The organism is Robiginitalea marina (genome assembly GCF_024006985.1).
Classification (GTDB): domain Bacteria; phylum Bacteroidota; class Bacteroidia; order Flavobacteriales; family Flavobacteriaceae; genus Robiginitalea; species Robiginitalea marina.
In genome coordinates this window covers 23564-41170 of sequence record NZ_JAMXIB010000013.1, presented here as the reverse complement: position 1 = coordinate 41170, position 17607 = coordinate 23564, and the positions used below count along the sequence as shown (strand labels likewise).

The following is a 17607-nucleotide window of genomic DNA, read 5'->3' as shown; positions in this document are numbered from 1 at the left end:
CAAGCGAATAGAACCTGACCAATTCAATAAATAGCTGTAAACCGATGAAACAACGCATTGCTTCCGTCGACATTTTCAGGGGCCTTACCATTGCCCTGATGATTTTGGTGAACACACCGGGGACCTGGTCTTCGGTCTATCCGCCCCTGCTGCACGCCGAGTGGCACGGGTATACCCCCACCGACCTGGTCTTCCCGTTCTTTTTGTTTATTGTGGGGACCTCCATTGTTTTTGCCTACCGGAATAAGACCCCCGGCCCTGCGGTCTACAAAAAAATTGGGATACGCAGCCTGAAACTTATCGGGCTGGGGCTTTTCCTGGGGGCCTTTACCCTTTCGTTCCCCTTTATCGAACCATTCGAACAAATCCGGTTTCCCGGAGTGCTCCAGCGGATTGGGGTGGTCTTCCTGGCTGCTTCCCTCCTCTACCTTCACCTGAACTGGAAGGCCCTCCTGGGACTGGCAGCGTTTATTTTACTCGGATACTGGGTCTGGATGGGCTTTATCCCCCTCGAGGGGCAGGTGCCCACGTTTGACCGGGCCCCGAACAACTGGGCCAACTATGTGGACCTGCACGTATTTGGCACCCATATGTATAAGCCTGATTACGACCCCGAGGGGTTGCTCAGTACCCTGCCGTCCATAGTGACCGCCATTTTCGGGATTTTCACGGGCCTGCTCCTGCTCAGCGAACGGAAGGACAAATTGCGCAGGATGCTCTTCACCGGGTTTGTCCTGGTGGTGCTTGGGCACCTCTGGGACCTGGTTTTCCCCATCAACAAGGCGCTTTGGACCAGCAGCTTTGTGCTGGTGACTGCAGGGTGGGCGAATGTGTTGCTGGGGCTGATCTACTACCTGACCGATGTGCGCGGCATGCGGTTCGGGAGCCTCTTCAGCTACGCTGGGGCCAATGCCATTACGGTGTACTTCCTCTCGAGTTTTATCAGCAAGCTGTTCTACATGATTTCGGTAGGGGAAGGGCAATCGGTCCACGGCTGGCTCTTCCAGACCCTGTTTGTGCATGAGGGGCTGCCGCTGGAATTCTCCTCCCTCCTCTACGGCCTGGCCGTGGTGGCCTTCTACCTCTGGCTGGGGTGGTGGATGTACCGCAGGAAGATCTTCATCAAGGTTTAGCGCGTATACCCCTCCAGCAGGCGGGCAACGTACTTCCCGATCACGTCGAATTCCAGGTTCACCCGGCTTCCTTCGCGGTACTGGGAAAACCGGGTGTGCTCGTAGGTATAGGGGATGATGGCCACGCTGAAGGTGCCCGGCCCTGAATCCACTACCGTAAGGCTCACCCCGTCTACGGTAATGGAACCTTTCTCAATGGTAACCTGGCCCGGCCCCGCCGTATAGGCGAAATGGAATACCCAGCTCCCGTCGTGGGCTTCCACCCGGGTGCAGTGCGCCACCTGGTCGACATGCCCCTGTACCAGGTGGCCGTCGAGGCGGGCCCCCAAAACCATGGCCCGTTCCAGGTTTACCAGGCTCCCCGGCCCGAGGTCCCCCAGGTTGGTACGGCTAAGGGTTTCTGCAATAGCGGTTACCGTATAGGTGTCTTCCGCGATGTCGACCACGGTCAGGCAGACCCCGTTATGGGCCAGGCTCTGGTCAATTTTCAACTCCCGGGCCAGGGGCGACCTCAGGGTTAGGTGGAGGTTGCCCCCCTCGGTTTCCAGGCGGGCCACCTCTGCAAGGGTTTCGATGATTCCGGTAAACATAGTAACGGGAAATTGAGTAATTTTGGACTGCTTGTTCAGCTACAAAGGTACGACTTCATGCAGGAATCGGAGGAGATTATCAAGGTGGGAATTTCAATTGGCGACCTCAACGGCATTGGGGCGGAAGTGGTCCTGAAGGCTTTTGAAGACCCCCGGATGCTGGAATTCTGCACCCCGGTTATCTTTGCCTCGAACAAGACTATTTCCTTTTACAAGAACCACTTCGGGTTCAGCATGAATTTCCATGGCATCCCGGAGGCCTCCGAAGCCATCGACGGAAAGATCAACGTGGTGAACGTCTGGAAAGATTCCCCGGAAATCGCCTTTGGCCAGGCCACCCAAACCGGTGGGGAATACGCCATCAAGTCGCTCAGGGCAGCCGTGGAGGCCCTGAAAGCGGGGTTGGTGGACGTGCTGGTCACGGCCCCCATCAACAAGAAAACCGTGCAAAGCGGGGAATTCAAATTCCCCGGCCATACCGATTACCTGGCGCGGGAGCTGGGGGGCGACAGCCTTATGTTCATGGTCACCGATACCCTGAAGGTAGGCCTGTTGACCGACCACGTGCCGGTTAAGGACGCCCCCTCCCTGATTACCGAAAAGCGCATCAGGGAAAAGGTTCTGGCCATGGAGCAGTCGCTCATCCGCGATTTTGGGGTGCAACGGCCCAAAATAGCCGTTTTGGGGATCAACCCCCACAGCGGGGATGACGGGGTTATCGGGAAGGAAGACGATGAGGTGCTGAAACCCGCCCTGCGGAAACTGGCCGATAACGGGCACCTGGTGTTCGGGCCCTATGCGGCCGATACTTTTTTCGCCTCTGCGAATTCCCGGAATTTCGACGGGGTACTGGCCAGTTATCACGACCAGGGGTTGATCCCCTTCAAGACCCTGTCTTTTGGGAAGGGCGTGAACTTTACGGCAGGCCTCTCCAGGGTGCGCACCTCTCCCGACCACGGGACGGCCTTTGACATTGCAGGCAAGGGCGTTGCGGACCCGGAGTCGTTCAAAGAGGCGGTATTTATGGGGATCCGGATCTTCAGGAACCGGTCCGAATATGAGGAACTGACGCGGAACCCCCTGAAAAAGCACAAATTAAAGCGGAGTCCAAAAGGCATGGACTAGCCGCAAAAAGGCGTTGAAACGCTTGGCGTTTAGTAAAAAAAGGATATCTTTGCACGCCCTAAATGTATGGATAAGGAGATGAGGCATAAGGAATTCACGATTCCTTTCTCGGGGTTGAAACTGGGGAAACATCATTTTGATTTTCAAATTGACCAGTCGTTCTTTGACGCTTTTCAGTACGAGGAATTCAACGATGCGCAGGTCAGGGTAGACCTGGTCCTGGAGAAGATGAGCACGATGATGGAGGCGCACATCACGGCGGAAGGCTGGGTAAACGTGGACTGCGACCTCACCAGTGAGCCCTATGACCAGCCCATTGCCGCGGAGTTGAACCTTGTGATAAAATTCGGGGAGGAATTCAATAACGAGGACGATGAAGTCCTGGTACTTCCCCATGGGGAACACCAGTTCAATATCGCCCAGTATGTTTATGAGATGCTGGTACTGGCGGTTCCCGGAAAGCGGGTACACCCCGGGGTGGCTGACGGAACGCTCGATTCGGAAGCCCTCAGGAAACTTAAAGAACTGGAGCCAAAGGAGGTCAGGGAAAACCAGGACCAAACCGATCCCAGGTGGGATGCATTGAAACAATTATTAACGGACAAAAAATAACAGAGCATCATGGCACATCCTAAAAGAAAAACTTCCAAGACCAGAAGGGATAAAAGGCGCACGCATTACAAAGCCAGTGCCCCTACCCTGGCCAAAGACCCCGCCACCGGTGAGATGCACCTGTTCCACAGGGCGCACTGGCATGAAGGAAAGCTGTATTACCGCGGACAGGTCCTGGTCGACAAGACTGAGGAAGCTGCAGCCTAAACAGCGCGTCATAAAAAGCGACTCCCACTTGAGCAAGTGGGAGTTTTTTTATGGGCCCAATTCATTCAAAAATCCCTGTTTTGGGTGGATTATCGCAGAAAATCCTTAATTTTCACGAATTTTGAAGCATTTTTCACAGGGTTCTTTTACAAAAACCTGAAGGGTAATGAATACGATAACGGCCGCGATTACCGCAGTGGGGGCTTATGTCCCGGAATATCGGCTTACCAACGCCATCCTGGAGACCATGGTGGATACCAACGATGAATGGATCACCGCCCGGACCGGAATCAAGGAGCGCAGGATTCTTAAGGACCCGGATAAAGGCACCTCATACCTGGCCATTAAAGCAGCGGAAGACCTGATCCGCAAAAGGAACCTTGACCCCGCGGAGATCGACCTGGTCCTGCTCGGGACGGCTACCCCCGACATGCCTGTCGCTTCGACCGCAGTTTACGTGGCCACCCAGATCGGGGCCGTGAATGCTTTTGCCTACGACCTGCAGGCGGCCTGTTCCAATTTCCTTTACGGCATGTCCACGGCAGCCCGTTTCATCGAATCGGGCAAGTATAAAAAAGTACTGCTCATCGGGGCCGATAAAATGTCTTCCATCATCGACTATACCGACCGTACCACCTGCATCATCTTCGGCGATGGGGGCGGGGCGGTCCTCTTTGAACCCAACACGGAAGGCCTTGGGCTCCTGGACGAGTACCTGCGCTCCGACGGTTCAGGGAGGCAATTCCTCAAAATAGAGGCGGGGGGTTCCCTGATGCCCCCATCGGAAGAGACCTTGCGCGATAAAAAGCACTTTGTGTACCAGGATGGGAAATCGGTGTTTAAGTTCGCGGTTTCCAATATGGCCGATGTGGCCGCCCGGATCATGGAGCGGAACGAACTCTCCCATGAAGACGTCAACTGGCTGGTGCCCCACCAGGCCAACAAGCGCATCATTGATGCCACAGCCAGCAGGATGGGCCTGGAGCCTTCCAAAGTAATGATGAACATTGAAAAATACGGCAATACCACCTCCGCTACGCTCCCGCTTTTGCTTCATGACTACGAGAAGCAATTGAAAAAGGGCGACAACCTGGTTTTTGCGGCCTTTGGAGGCGGCTTTACCTGGGGGGCCATCTATTTGAAATGGGCCTATAATTCATAAAAAAGAACAACCCACAAAACGTGCATCCATGGATATCAAAGAAATTCAAAGCCTCATCAAATTCGTGGCCAAATCGGGCGCCAGCGAGGTAAAGCTCGAGACGGATGAGATTAAAATCACCATCCGCACCGGCCCTGGCGGGAGCTACCCGGAAGCCACCTATGTGCAGCAGTACCCCCAGCCGGCCCAGCCGGCAGCCCCTGCCCCTGTAGCCCCTGCAGCCCCTGCAGCGCCTCAGGAAGAACCAAAAAAGGAAAGCGAGGATTCCAAATACATTACCATGAAGTCCCCCATCATCGGGACATTCTATCGGAAACCTTCCCCTGACAAACCGGCTTTTGTAGAAGTGGGCGATACCATCTCCAAGGGGGATGTCCTGTGCGTGATTGAGGCCATGAAACTCTTCAACGACATCGAGTCTGAAGTTTCCGGAAAGATCATCAAGGTTTTGGTGGAAGACTCCTCCCCGGTGGAATTCGACCAGCCCCTTTTCCTGATCGACCCCTCCTGACCGGTCCCTGCCCTGTCAGCGCCACGTAAAACCACAAACTACCAAGAAGAACCGTCATGTTCAAGAAAATACTGATTGCCAATCGCGGGGAAATCGCGATGCGGATCATTAGGACCTGTAAGGAAATGGGGATCAAGACCGTCGCGGTCTATTCCAAGGCCGATGAGGAAAGCCTGCATGTCCGCTTTGCCGATGAGGCGGTTTGCATTGGTCCTGCCCCCAGCTCTGAGTCGTACCTGAAGATCCCCAATATTATTGCAGCGGCCGAAATCACCAATGCAGATGCCATCCACCCGGGGTATGGCTTCCTGTCGGAGAATTCCAAGTTCTCCCGGATTTGTGCCGAACACGACATCAAATTCATCGGGGCCACAGGCGACCAGATCGATAAAATGGGCGATAAGGCCACGGCCAAGGCAACCATGAGGGAGGCCGGCGTGCCCACCATCCCGGGTTCCGAAGGCATCCTGAAAGACCTGGATGACGCCCGGAAAGTCGCCAAAAAGATGGGGTACCCGGTTATGATCAAAGCCACCGCAGGTGGCGGCGGCAAGGGGATGCGCGCTATTTTTAAAGAAGAAGACCTCGAGAAACATTTCGACGGGGCCGTCAAGGAAGCAAAGGCCGCTTTCGGCAATGGCGGGATGTATATGGAAAAACTCATCGAGGAGCCCCGCCACATCGAGATCCAGGTCATTGGCGACCAGTACGGCAAGGCGTGCCACCTTTCGGAGCGCGACTGCTCGATCCAGCGGCGCCACCAGAAACTGACCGAGGAAACCCCTTCCCCTTTCATGACCGACAAGCTGCGCGAAGAAATGGGGCAGGCCGCCATCAAGGCAGCGGAATACATCCGTTACGAAGGGGCCGGCACGGTGGAATTCCTGGTCGACAAGCACCGGAATTTCTACTTTATGGAAATGAATACCCGCATCCAGGTGGAACACCCCATTACCGAGCAGGTCATCGATTACGACCTGATCCGCGAGCAGATCCTCGTGGCCGGGGGGGTGCCCATTTCCGGGAAGAATTACGTCCCCAAGCTGCATTCCATCGAATGCCGCATCAATGCCGAGGACCCCTACAACGACTTCAGGCCGTCGCCCGGGCGCATCACCACCCTGCATACCCCCGGGGGCCATGGGGTGCGGCTCGACACCCATGTGTACAGCGGCTACGTGATCCCGTCCCATTACGATTCCATGATCGCCAAGCTCATCACCACGGCCCAGACCCGGGAGGAGGCCATCAACAAGATGAAGCGGGCCCTGGATGAATTCGTGATCGAAGGGGTGAAAACCACCATCCCCTTCCACCAGCAATTGATGGAACACCCCGACTACCTGGCCGGAAATTATACCACCAAGTTCATGGAAGGGTTTACCATGAAACCGGCCCCGGAAGATTCCTGATCGGGCCAACCAGGGAAAAACGGGCCATCCAATACCACCCTTATGGAACTCAGCTACTGGGAAATCAAGACCTGGCTTAGCAGGCTCGACTACTGTATTGTCGGCAGCGGGATTACCGGGCTGAGTTGTGCCCTTGAACTTCGCCAGCGCCACCCCGATGCCCGCATCCTGGTCCTGGAACGGGGGGTCTTTCCCCAGGGGGCCAGTACCAAAAACGCCGGTTTTGCCTGCTTTGGGAGCCTTACCGAAATCCTTTCAGACCTCCAGACCCACTCCGAGCAGGAAGTGATGGAACTGGTTTCCGACCGCTGGAGTGGCATCCAGCTGTTGCGTTCGCGACTGGGCGACATGGCCATGGGCTATCGGCAGTGGGGCGGGTATGAGGTGTTCCTGGATGGGGAAACCCGAAGCCTGGAGCGGTGCAGGGACGAAATGGGGCGCATCAATGCCCTGCTTTATCCGGTGTTTGGCCAGGACGCCTTCCGCCCGGCAGAGAATTCCTTTGGATTCAGGGGGGTGCTGCCCACCCTCCTGCTCAACCCCCTGGAAGGACAGATCGATACCGGCCGAACCATGGAGGCCCTGCTGGACAAGGTCCGCAGGCAGGAAAACCCGGTGATGATCGTCAATGGGGTGCGCCTGGAGGGTTATGAAGACGGGGACCTCGGGGTGCGGGTACAGACCAGCCACTTCGAATTCAGGGCTGCCAGGCTCCTGATCGCCACCAACGGGTTTGCCGCGGAACTGGACCCCCTGCCCGTGCTACCCGCCCGGGCACAGGTGGTGGTAACCGAACCCATCCCCGGGCTGGCCCTGAAGGGGACCTTCCATCTGGAGGAGGGGTATTATTATTTTCGCAATATCGGCGACAGGGTGCTGCTTGGCGGGGGGCGCAACCTCGACAAGGCCGGGGAAACGACCACGGAATTCGGGCAGACGGCCCTTATCCAGGACCGGTTGGCTACCCTCCTGGAAGAGGTAATCGCGCCGGGGCGGCCCCTGCAGATCGCCCATCGATGGAGCGGCATTATGGGGGTGGGCCCCCAAAAGCGCCCGGTGGTGAAACGACTTTCCGAAAACGTGGCCTGCGGGGTGCGCCTCGGCGGGATGGGCGTTGCAATCGGCAGCCACGTGGGGCGCCAGCTGGCACTGCTGGCCGGCCGGGAACCCATTTAGGGAGTGCCCCGGCTTCCAACCCGGGAAGCCTGTCGATTTTCACAGGTCATAATTTTGGCCGATCTTAAGGCCGGCCTTTACCTGAACCAGCCTATGGAACTGGCATTACTCCTTGGGGCGGTGGGAGCCATCATCTGGATGACCACCCGCCTTAAAATGCACCCCTTCCTCGCCCTGCTCCTGGTTTCCCTGGGGTATGGCGCCGGGTCGGGCATGGCCCTTTCGGACCTCCTGCTGGCCGTGCAGGATGGTTTTGGGGGCACCCTGGGGAAAATCGGGCTGATCATTGTCCTGGGCATCATCATCGGGTCTTTCCTGGAACACAGCGGGGGGGCGAAGGCAATTGCCGCCCGGGTGCTTTCCTGGATCGGGGGCGGACGGGTACCCCTGGCCATGGGGGTCCTGGGGTATGTGGTTTCCATCCCGGTATTCGCCGACAGCGGCTTCATGCTGCTCGACCCCCTCGGGAAAAGCCTGAGCCGCAAGGCGCGGATTTCCCTGGCAGGCCCGGCCATTGCCCTGGGCCTCGGCCTGATGGCTTCCCATACCCTGGTGCCCCCCACCCCGGGCCCCATTGCGGCAGCGGGTATCCTGGGGGCAGATTTGGGCCTGGTCCTCCTTTTCGGGGTCCCGGTAAGCCTCCTGGCCCTGGCGGTGTCGGTTTGGTTTGCAAGCCGCTATGCCGCGCGCACGCCCCTCGACCCGGGCCCTGAAGTGGCTCTTCAGGGTGGGCCAGCCCCGGAAACCGGTACGCCCGGCCCCGGTTTTTTCAAGGCTTCCCTCCCTATTGTAGTACCCATCGCCCTGATTGTCCTGAAATCGGCTTTCGGCCCGGCCCCCGGGGGGCCAACCCAAGGGCTGCAAACCCTGGTCGGGTTCCTGGGGGAGCCGGTAATTGCACTCCTGATCGGGGTTTTCCTTTCCCTCTTGCTTCCCGCCCGGTTGGAACGGCAGATGTGGTCCGCTTCGGGCTGGGTCGGAAAGGCCATCGCCGATTCGGCTTCCATCCTGCTGATCACGGGTGCAGGCGGGATCTTTGGCACGGTCCTGCAGCGGTCAGGCCTGGCCGATTCCCTCGGGGCGGTGCTGGTGGACTATCAGATAGGGATTTTTCTTCCCTTCGTGCTGGCGGCCGCCCTCAAAACCGCCCAGGGCTCCTCCACGGTGGCCCTGATCACTGCCGCCTCCATCCTGCTCCCCCTCATGCCTTCCATCGGGTTGGAAGGGGAGGCCCAAAAAGCACTGGCCGTGGTGGCCCTTGGGGCGGGATCCTCGGTAATCTCCCATGCGAATGACAGCTTTTTCTGGGTGGTTACCCAAATGAGCGGGATGGATGTGCGCACCGGATACCGGCTGTTTGGGGGCGGGACGTTTTTACTGGGTACTACCGCGGCCCTGGCCGTTTTTGCCTGTTCCCTTCTTTTTACCTAATCGCCCTCGATGGGCATGCGTTTATTGATCGTCTCGAGGGAGACATTCAGGAAGACATTTTTGCCCTCCTCGTAGGGCTGGGGGGCATCGAAGTAAACCGGTTTGCCCGATTCCAGCTCCCCCTGGATGCGGTAGTGGCTCCCGAGGTAGAAGGACTGACGAACGGTAACCGGCATCCCCGATTTTTCGGAAATCCGGAATTCGTGGGAATACACGATAATGTTCCGGGTGGTTTCCGAATAGGCTTTCAGCACCGCAATGGGGATCAGGTTGGCTTCCCCCAGCAATTCCGCGGTATACAGGTTCCCGGGTTTTTCGAAGATTTCCTTAGCCGGGCGCAGGTCAAGGGCCACCGTGTCTTTCAGGATCATGACCCGGTCGGCAAAAGGCAACACATCTTCTCGGTCGTGGGTGGCACAGATACAACTGATGCCCTCTTTTTTCAGGAAGCCGAAGAGGTTCCTCCGGAGCCTGTTCCTGAGGAAATGGTCGATATGGCTGAATGGCTCGTCGAGCAGGAGGAGTTCCGGTTGCAGGGCCAGTACCCGGGCCAGGGCCACCCGTTGTTGCTGGCCGCCGCTTAGGCGCCACACCTTTTTGTCGCGGTAGGGCAGCAGTTCCATGGTTTCCATCAGTTCCCGGGTGCGGGCTTCGGTTTTTTCAGGTTCAGCCGGGGAGAGGTGCTGGCTGATATTCTCGGCCACGGTGGTATAGGGCATCAGGTCGAAATCCTGGGCCAGGTATTTCATGAAAGGCCCCCCCGGAAGCAATTGGAAGGCGGGGCCTTTTATCGGGTGGTCTTTCCATTGGATGGTCCCCTTTTCAAAGGGGAGCATGCCGTAGAGGAGCTTCAGCAGGGTGCTCTTCCCGCATCCGCTTTCCCCCATCACGGCAAGGATTTCCCCAGGGGCCACCTCAAAGCCCAGGCCTTCCAGGACCGGTTCCTGATCGTAACTGAATGAAAGTCCGCTGACCGTTAGCATGGCGTAAAAAAAATCCGTTTCGGAAAGAAACGGATTTCAGGGTTAAAAATAAAGCCCTACTCCTTAAAATCTTTAAGCACCGCCTGGTTGGGCAGGCTTTCGTACCCCATATTGAACAGGGTAAAACCAAAGATGTCGGCCGTCTGTTCGATGGTTTTGCTGATTGGCGTACCAGCCCCGTGGCCCGCATTGGTTTCTATGCGGATAAGGACCGGGTTCGCCCCCTGGTGTTTTTCCTGCAAGGTGGCCGCAAACTTGAAGCTGTGCGCCGGCACCACCCTGTCGTCATGGTCTGCCGTGGTGATGAGGGTGGCCGGGTAGGCGACCCCCTCCTCAATGTTGTGCAGGGGCGAATACCCCTTCAGGTACTCGAACATTTCAGGGCTATCGCCGGAGGTCCCGTAGTCGTAGGACCAGCCAGCCCCTGCGGTAAAGGTGTGGTAGCGGAGCATGTCGAGCACCCCAACGGCAGGCAGGGCCACCTTCATCAGGTCGGGTCGCTGGGTCATCACCGCACCCACCAGCAGGCCCCCATTGGATCCGCCCCGTACAGCCAGGTATTCGGGGGAGGTATAGCCTTCTGCGATGAGGTATTCAGCGGCGGCGATAAAATCGTCAAACACGTTCTGCTTGTTCATCTTCGTGCCGGCGTCATGCCACTTTTTCCCATATTCCCCCCCGCCCCTAAGGTTCGGTACGGCATAGATGCCACCCTGTTCCAGCCAGATGGCATTGGTGGTGCTGAAACCCGGGGTCAGGCTCACGTTGAAGCCCCCGTACCCATAGAGGATGGCAGGGTTCCTGCCGTTGAGGGCCAGTCCCTTTTTATGGGTGATCATCATGGGGATACGGGTGCCGTCGGCTGAGGTGTAAAACACCTGTTTGGACTCGTAATCATCGGGGTTGAAATCGATCTCGGGCTTCCAGTACAGCTCATACTCCCCGGTTTCCACGTCGAAGCGGTATGAGGACCCCGGCGTTTTATAATTGGTGAAGCTGAAATAGAGTTCCTTCTCTTCCTTTTTGCCGCTGAAACCGGAAGCGCTTCCCGGGCCGGGCAGGGCCACTTCCCGGACCAGGTTGCCCTCGTAATCGTATTGCAGGACTTTGGAGAGGGCATCCACCATATATTCCGCGAAGAAATAACCCCCTCCTGTTCCGGGGCTCAGCACGTGTTCCGTTTCCGGGATGAAATCCACCCAGTTTTCAGGCCCGGGATTTGCGGCATCCACCGTAACGATTTTCTGGTTGGGGGCCTCCAGGTTGGTAACGATGTAGAGCCGGGAGCCTGCGTTCTCGATCACATAGCTATCGCTGTCTTCATGGTCCAGGATAGGCACAATGGGGGCCCCGGGGGTTTTCAGGTCCTGGAGGAAGAGCTTGTTTCCCGAGGTGGTATTGGAAGCGGACAGCACCAGGTAGCGTTCGTCTTCGGTTACCCCCCCAAAAACATACCGGTGTTTTTCTTCCGGACGGCCCCCAAAGACCAACTGGTCGGCTTGCTGGGGGGTGCCTAATTTGTGGTAATAGACCTTGTGCTGGTCTGTTTTGGCGGAGAGCTCGCTCCCATCGGGCTTGTCGTAACTCGAATAGTAAAATCCTTCGTTGCCCTTCCAGGAGACCCCGCTGAACTTCACATCCACCAGGGTATCTTCCACGATCTCACGGCTGACGGCGTCTATCACGATGATCTTCCGCCAGTCGCTGCCGCCTTCGGAGACGGAGTACGCAGCCAGGCTGCCATCCCTGGTAAAGCTCAGGCCGGCCAGGGAGGTTGTCCCATCTTCGGAAAAGGTGTTGGGGTCCAGGAACACTTCTGCTTCCCCCTCCCCTTTTTTGCGATAGACCACCGACTGGTTTTGCAGCCCGTCGTTTTTATAGAAGTAGGTATAGTCGCCTTCCCGGAATGGGGTCCCCAGCTTTTCGTAATTCCACAGCGTTTCGAGGCGGTTTTTCAGCGCTTCCCGGAAGGGGATGTTGTCGAGGTAGGAAAAGGTCAGTTCATTCTGGCGGGAAACCCAGTCTTCCGTCTCAGGGCTGCGGTCATCTTCCAGCCACCGGTACGGATCGGCCACCGGGGTTCCGAAATAGGTGTCAACGGTGTCAACCCGTGAGGTTTCAGGATACTTCAGGGGCATGGAGGAGTCGTTTTTGGATTGGCATGAGAACAGGACAAGGCCCGGGAGGAAAAGAAGGAGTGCTTTTTTCATTGGGTCATGGCTTATCAATGGTCCCCAAAAATACCAAATAATGCTGTTGGCCGGAAAAGGGCAAAACCCTTTAACAGATTTTTAAGGGCCTTTCAGACCAGGCCCTTTTCCACCAGATATTCTGCAATCTGAACGGCATTGGTGGCGGCCCCTTTCCTGAGGTTGTCGGCTACGATCCAGAGGTTTAGGGTGTTGGGCTGGCTTTCATCGCGGCGGATGCGCCCCACAAAAACCTCGTCCTTCCCATGGGCATAAATGGGCATGGGATACTGGTTTGCGCCGGGGTCGTCCTGTACCACCACCCCGGGGGTTGCCCGGAGCAGCTCCCGGACTTCGGCCAGGTCGAAATCGCGGCGGAATTCCACATTAACCGCTTCCGAATGCCCCCCTGAAGTGGGGATGCGCACGGCGGTGGCCGAGACGGAGAAGGTACGGTCATCCAGGATTTTTTGCGGTTCCCGGGCCAGTTTCATCTCTTCCCTGGTATACCCGTTTTCGAGGAAAACATCGCAATGGGGAAGGGCGTTGCGGTGGATGGGGTGGGGGTAGGCCATTTCACCCGGGGTGCCCGCCATTTCGCGCTCCAGCTGGCGCACGGCCCGGATCCCGGTCCCGGAAACAGACTGATAGGTGGAAACCACGACCCGTTTCATCCGGTACACCCGGTGAAGGGGGGCCAGCACCATGACCATCTGTATGGTGGAGCAGTTGGGGTTGGCGATGATGCGGTCTTCAGGGCCCAGGACATCGGCATTGATTTCCGGGACCACCAGTTTTTTTGATGGGTCCATCCGCCAGGCCGAGGAATTGTCAATGACCGTGGTGCCGGCTTCGGCAAATTTTGGGGCCCATTCCAGGGAAGTGTCGCCCCCGGCGGAGAACAGGGCAATGGCGGGCCGTTCCCGCAGCGCTTCTTCCAGGCCGATAACAGGGTATTCCCGCCCCCCGAAGGCAATGCGTTTGCCCACTGAACGGGCAGAGGCGACCAGCAGCAATTCATCGAGGGGGAACCCGCGCTCGGCCAGGACGGCCAGCATCACCTCGCCTACCATTCCGGTAGCCCCTACCACGGCAATTTTCATAGCAAACAATTTAAGCCCCCAAAGGTAGCCATGCTTCGGTTACGCGCAAAACCAGGCCGAAAGGATTATTAAAATTGAAACAAAATGTGCTAAATGAAACAAAAAAGAACCGCTGCGGGGGACCGCAACGGTTTTAAGGGTTACAATTGGCGTGGTATAGCGGGTTCGCGCCCTGGGCGCGAGGGATTCCTTATTTCTTTTTAAGCAGGTCCCTGATTTCAGAGAGCAGTTCCTCCTGGGTGGGGCCTTTCGGCTCGGGCGCCGGCGCCTCTTTTTTGGTGCGGACCTTGTTGTACGACTTCACGATCATAAACAGCACAAAGCCCACAATGATCAGGTTGATGATGGAATTGATCCAGGCCCCATACCGGATGGCGCTTTCGGGCGTGGCCACGCTGCCATCCTCGGCGAGGACGGCCTCAGAAAGCACGAGTTTGAAGTCCGAAAAATCGATTCCCCCGGTAAAATAGCCCACAAAAGGCATCATGATGTCGTTTACGAAACCGTTTACGACCAACCCAACGGCCCCGGCCAGCAATACGGCCACTGCCAGGTCAATGACGTTGCCCGTCATGATAAAATCTCTGAATTCCTTTAGCATGGTTTTGAAGTTTAGCGGTTGCTTTTATCTGCCGGTTAAGGTAAAAAAAATTATAATTCGCGCCTACGCACACCAGGTCATTCCAGGATGAGCCGGGGTACCCGCTGGGAAATCCCTGCCAGCAACTCATAGGAAATAGTCCCGGCAGACCCTGCAAAGGTTTCCGCAGACTGCCCGGGCCCGAAAAAAATGGCGGTATCCCCTTCCTGGCAGGCGATCCCGGTAATGTCTACCATGGTCATGTCCATACATACGTTCCCGAGGATGGGGGCCCGTTGCCCGCCAATGGTCACCCAGCCCCGGCCCTGCCCGTACTGCCGGCCAATGCCGTCGGCGTGTCCGATCGGCAGGGTGGCGGTTCGCCGCCTGTCCGTGGCCTGGAACCCTTTGTTATACCCCACCCATTGGCCGGGTTCAATGTCGTGGACCTGGGAAACCCGGGTGCGCAACCTGGCCACCGGCCGCAGGCGGGCATCGATACCCGGGTCGTTGGCATACCCGTATAACCCGATCCCGCAACGGACCATATCGGCCTGTGCCCGGGGGTAGTTGAAAATGCCGGAGGTATTGAGCAGGTGTTTAAGGGGGGTGCCCGGAGCCAGGGCGCCCCAACGCCCCGCGATGGCCTCGAAGGCCCGGATCTGCCCCAGGGTGAATTCGCGTTCCTTCGGGTCGTCGGAGGCGGCCAGGTGCGAGAAAATGGACCGGGCCTTTACGATTTCGCTTGCACCCAGGCGGGCCAGGATCCACTCCAGGTCGTCTTCCGGGAAGCCGAGCCGGTTCAGGCCGGTGTTGAATTTTATATGTACGGGATAATGCCGTTGCCCTTGTTTTGCCGCTTCTTCGAGGAAGGACGTGAGGATGCCCCTGCTGTACAGGCTGGGTTCCAGGCAGTGTTCGATGAGTTCCCCCAACCCGCCCGGTTGCGGGTGCAAAACCAGGATGGGCATCCGGATCCCCTGTTGGCGCAGGGACACCCCTTCCCGGCTGAACGCAACGGCCAGGTAATCGGCCCCCAGGGTTTCGAGTTTCCGTGCAATGGCGAAGGCCTCACTCCCATAGGCAAAGGCCTTGACCACCCCAAGGAACCGGGTTTCGGGCAGCAGCCCCGACCGGATCAGCCGGTAATTGTGTTCCAGGGCCGTCAGGTCGATTTCCAGGGCCGTGTCAGGAGTCTGGTCCATCCTCCTGAGATTTGGCGTTGAGGATTTCAGGGTCGGTTACCTCGAGCCTCCCGATCCGTTCCCTAAGCATGGCGTGGTAGAACGCCGCCCTGCTGAGGGGTTCGTACTGGTCGGTTTCCCCCAGGAGCACCAGCCGGTTGCTGTCGGATTTGCGGAAGCTGTAATGGGCCAGGTTGCCCGTGCGGGTACAGATGGCGTGGACCTTGGTCACGTATTCCGCGGTGGCCATCAGGGCGGGCATGGGGCCGAAGGGGTTTCCCTTGAAGTCCATGTCGAGTCCTGCCACCACCACCCTCACGCCCCGGTTGGCCAGGTCGTTGCACACGGTAACGATCTCGTCGTCGAAAAACTGGGCTTCATCAATGCCCACCACCTGGCAGTCGTCCGCCAGCAGGCGGATATTGGCCGCCGCCGGCACAGGGGTGGACCGGATTTCATTCTCGTCGTGCGACACCACTTTCTCCTCGTGGTAGCGGGTATCTACAATGGGCTTGAAAATCTCGACCCGCTGACGGGCGAACTGGGCGCGCTTCAGGCGGCGGATCAATTCTTCCGTTTTCCCCGAAAACATGGAGCCGCAGATTACTTCGATCCACCCGAATTGTTCTTCGTGATTAACGGTGTTTTCGAGAAACATTTTGTAATTTTAGGCGAATTTCCATCGGAGTCCGTGATCCCACTTGTGGGCCGCCGTAAAAGTATGAAAAATACGCGCCCCGGGGGGAAGGGCCATATCAAAAAGGCTATGAAACGAAAATTGAAAGAGGAATTGGTCCGGTTGTGCGCCTCCATCATCGCAGACGATGAGATGAAGGAACTGCCGGCCCTGTATGAGGCAGCGAGGAAGCTGTATGAAAAGATGGCCGTCCTGAATTTTATCGAGGAAAAACTGCAGGACGTTGAGGTGGATGTCAGCAAAAGCGAAGTGGCGTCCAAGTTTGAAACCATAGCCTCTGCCGTGCTGAACGAGAACAAACTGGTCCCGGAATCGAACCCCCATGAAGAGGACATCATTACCCCGGGGATCGACACCATCAAGCATATGGTTTCGGAGATGCCTGGGGGCGAGGAACTGGAAGAGGTCCTGGCCCGGCTGATCGGCAGGGAGAATTTTATCAAGAGCGACAGGGATATCGTTACGCCCACCCCTTCGGACCTGGCTGCATCAGCCCGGGTCAGGTCGCTCAACGACACCCTTACGGAAAAACAGTTGTCCATAGGCCTGAATGACCGGCTGGCTTTCGTGAAGCACCTCTTCAACGACAGCACCGAAGATTTCAACCGCATCCTTTCCCAGATCAACACCCTGGAATCCCTGGAAAAAACCCGGGAGTTTATCGAGAACATGGTCAAGCCGGAATACCAGCAATGGAAGGGGAAAGAGGACTATGAGGCCAGGTTTATGGCATTAATCGAAAGGCGGTATTCCTGAAAGAACGGAATCAAAGAAGGTTCAGTAAGGCCGGGGGCGGCAAGGCTTTCCGGCCTTTTTTTACACGGATATGAGCAAAGAAGGCACCCTGTACATCGTTCCCACCCCCATCGGCAACCTCGGGGACATGACCCTCAGGGGGCTGGAGGTCCTCAAGTCGGTAGCCACGGTACTTGCCGAAGACACCCGAACCAGCGCAAAACTTCTCAGGCATTATGGGGTGGACACCCCACTGAAGGCCTATCACATGCATAACGAACACCGGTTGGTGCAGGAACTATCCTCCCGCCTGCAGGGGGGGGAATCGATGGCCCTCATATCGGATGCCGGCACCCCTGGGATTTCCGACCCCGGATTCCTCCTGGTCAGGGAATGCCTTCGGGCCGGGGTAACGGTGGAGTGCCTGCCGGGGGCCACGGCCCTTATCCCGGCCCTGGTCAGCAGCGGCTTCCCCACGGACCGCTTTGTCTTCGAGGGGTTCCTGCCCCCAAAGAAGGGACGGCAGAAACGACTGGCCTCCCTTGCCGGGGAGGCCCGTACCCTGGTTTTTTACGAATCGCCCCACCGGCTGTTGAAAACCCTGGAGCAATTCCGCGAGGTTTTTGGCCCGGAGCGGGAGGTTTCCGTGAGCCGGGAGCTCACGAAGCTCTACGAAGAGACGGTGCGCGGCACCCTGGAGCAGGTTTTGGCCCATTTCCAGGCCTCCCCGCCGCGGGGGGAACTGGTGGTTGTGGTCCGGGGGGCAGGTGCCTGATT

18 protein-coding genes are annotated in these 17607 nt (G+C 57.5%); 11 read left to right on the top strand and 7 right to left on the bottom strand.

Annotated elements, in window-relative coordinates; genetic code table 11:
• Nucleotides 1-44: 44 nt before the first annotated feature.
• On the top strand, nucleotides 45-1133 hold the full coding sequence (locus NG653_RS13140; RefSeq protein WP_252742178.1) for an acyltransferase family protein: 1089 nt from the start codon (nucleotides 45-47) through the stop codon (nucleotides 1131-1133).
• Here NG653_RS13140 and NG653_RS13135 read toward each other — a convergent pair.
• On the bottom strand, nucleotides 1130-1723 hold the full coding sequence (locus NG653_RS13135; protein ID WP_252742177.1) for a riboflavin synthase: 594 nt from the start codon (nucleotides 1721-1723) through the stop codon (nucleotides 1130-1132). The two genes, NG653_RS13140 and NG653_RS13135, sit on opposite strands and share 4 nt — an antisense overlap.
• 57 nt (nucleotides 1724-1780) lie before the next feature.
• Between NG653_RS13135 and pdxA the strand changes: the two genes are divergently transcribed.
• The 8 genes from pdxA to NG653_RS13095 all read left to right on the top strand — a co-directional run bounded on the left by pdxA (nucleotide 1781) and on the right by NG653_RS13095 (nucleotide 9359).
• Nucleotides 1781-2848 carry a 4-hydroxythreonine-4-phosphate dehydrogenase PdxA gene (gene pdxA / locus NG653_RS13130; protein WP_252742176.1) on the top strand — a complete coding sequence of 356 codons (1068 nt, stop codon included), beginning with the start codon at nucleotides 1781-1783 and terminating at the stop codon, nucleotides 2846-2848.
• A gap of 66 nt (nucleotides 2849-2914) precedes the next feature.
• Nucleotides 2915-3460 (top strand): YceD family protein, encoded by a 546-nt coding sequence (locus tag NG653_RS13125; RefSeq protein WP_252742175.1) that lies wholly within the window; start codon nucleotides 2915-2917, stop codon nucleotides 3458-3460.
• Between the two features lie 9 nt (nucleotides 3461-3469).
• Nucleotides 3470-3667: a 50S ribosomal protein L32 gene (gene rpmF / locus NG653_RS13120; RefSeq protein WP_252742174.1), complete on the top strand. Its 198-nt coding sequence runs from the start codon at nucleotides 3470-3472 to the stop codon at nucleotides 3665-3667.
• Between the two features lie 166 nt (nucleotides 3668-3833).
• Complete coding sequence (locus NG653_RS13115) at nucleotides 3834-4829, top strand: beta-ketoacyl-ACP synthase III (RefSeq protein ID WP_252742173.1); 996 nt, start codon at nucleotides 3834-3836, stop codon at nucleotides 4827-4829.
• Between the two features lie 28 nt (nucleotides 4830-4857).
• Nucleotides 4858-5340 (top strand): acetyl-CoA carboxylase biotin carboxyl carrier protein, encoded by a 483-nt coding sequence (gene accB, locus NG653_RS13110; protein WP_252742172.1) that lies wholly within the window; start codon nucleotides 4858-4860, stop codon nucleotides 5338-5340.
• Nucleotides 5341-5396: 56 nt separating this feature from the next.
• Nucleotides 5397-6752, top strand: a complete 1356-nt coding sequence (gene accC / locus NG653_RS13105; protein ID WP_252742171.1) for an acetyl-CoA carboxylase biotin carboxylase subunit — start codon at nucleotides 5397-5399, stop codon at nucleotides 6750-6752.
• Nucleotides 6753-6794: 42 nt separating this feature from the next.
• Nucleotides 6795-7928: an NAD(P)/FAD-dependent oxidoreductase gene (locus NG653_RS13100; protein ID WP_252742170.1), complete on the top strand. Its 1134-nt coding sequence runs from the start codon at nucleotides 6795-6797 to the stop codon at nucleotides 7926-7928.
• A gap of 54 nt (nucleotides 7929-7982) precedes the next feature.
• Nucleotides 7983-9359 carry a GntP family permease gene (locus NG653_RS13095; protein WP_252742169.1) on the top strand — a complete coding sequence of 459 codons (1377 nt, stop codon included), beginning with the start codon at nucleotides 7983-7985 and terminating at the stop codon, nucleotides 9357-9359.
• Here NG653_RS13095 and NG653_RS13090 read toward each other — a convergent pair.
• The 6 genes from NG653_RS13090 to NG653_RS13065 form a co-directional block, all read right to left on the bottom strand.
• Nucleotides 9356-10342 carry an ABC transporter ATP-binding protein gene (locus NG653_RS13090; protein ID WP_252742168.1) on the bottom strand — a complete coding sequence of 329 codons (987 nt, stop codon included), beginning with the start codon at nucleotides 10340-10342 and terminating at the stop codon, nucleotides 9356-9358. The genes NG653_RS13095 and NG653_RS13090 overlap by 4 nt on opposite strands.
• A gap of 56 nt (nucleotides 10343-10398) precedes the next feature.
• Complete coding sequence (locus NG653_RS13085; RefSeq protein ID WP_252742167.1) at nucleotides 10399-12552, bottom strand: prolyl oligopeptidase family serine peptidase; 2154 nt, start codon at nucleotides 12550-12552, stop codon at nucleotides 10399-10401.
• A gap of 92 nt (nucleotides 12553-12644) precedes the next feature.
• Nucleotides 12645-13634, bottom strand: coding sequence for an aspartate-semialdehyde dehydrogenase (locus NG653_RS13080; RefSeq protein ID WP_252742166.1), 990 nt, complete (start codon nucleotides 13632-13634; stop codon nucleotides 12645-12647).
• 190 nt (nucleotides 13635-13824) lie between these two features.
• Nucleotides 13825-14235, bottom strand: coding sequence for a large conductance mechanosensitive channel protein MscL (mscL, locus tag NG653_RS13075; RefSeq protein ID WP_252742165.1), 411 nt, complete (start codon nucleotides 14233-14235; stop codon nucleotides 13825-13827).
• A gap of 77 nt (nucleotides 14236-14312) precedes the next feature.
• Complete coding sequence (gene alr / locus NG653_RS13070) at nucleotides 14313-15419, bottom strand: alanine racemase (protein WP_252742164.1); 1107 nt, start codon at nucleotides 15417-15419, stop codon at nucleotides 14313-14315.
• Nucleotides 15403-16056, bottom strand: a complete 654-nt coding sequence (locus NG653_RS13065; RefSeq protein ID WP_252742163.1) for a thymidine kinase — start codon at nucleotides 16054-16056, stop codon at nucleotides 15403-15405. Before NG653_RS13065 ends, alr begins: the two co-directional genes overlap by 17 nt.
• A 108-nt stretch (nucleotides 16057-16164) precedes the next feature.
• Here NG653_RS13065 and NG653_RS13060 point away from each other — a divergent pair, with 108 nt between their 5' ends.
• Together NG653_RS13060 and rsmI are read left to right on the top strand one after the other, a co-directional pair.
• On the top strand, nucleotides 16165-16851 hold the full coding sequence (locus NG653_RS13060) for a DUF8457 domain-containing protein (RefSeq protein ID WP_252742162.1): 687 nt from the start codon (nucleotides 16165-16167) through the stop codon (nucleotides 16849-16851).
• 70 nt (nucleotides 16852-16921) lie between these two features.
• On the top strand, nucleotides 16922-17605 hold the full coding sequence (rsmI, locus tag NG653_RS13055) for a 16S rRNA (cytidine(1402)-2'-O)-methyltransferase (protein ID WP_252742161.1): 684 nt from the start codon (nucleotides 16922-16924) through the stop codon (nucleotides 17603-17605).
• Nucleotides 17606-17607: the final 2 nt, after the last annotated feature.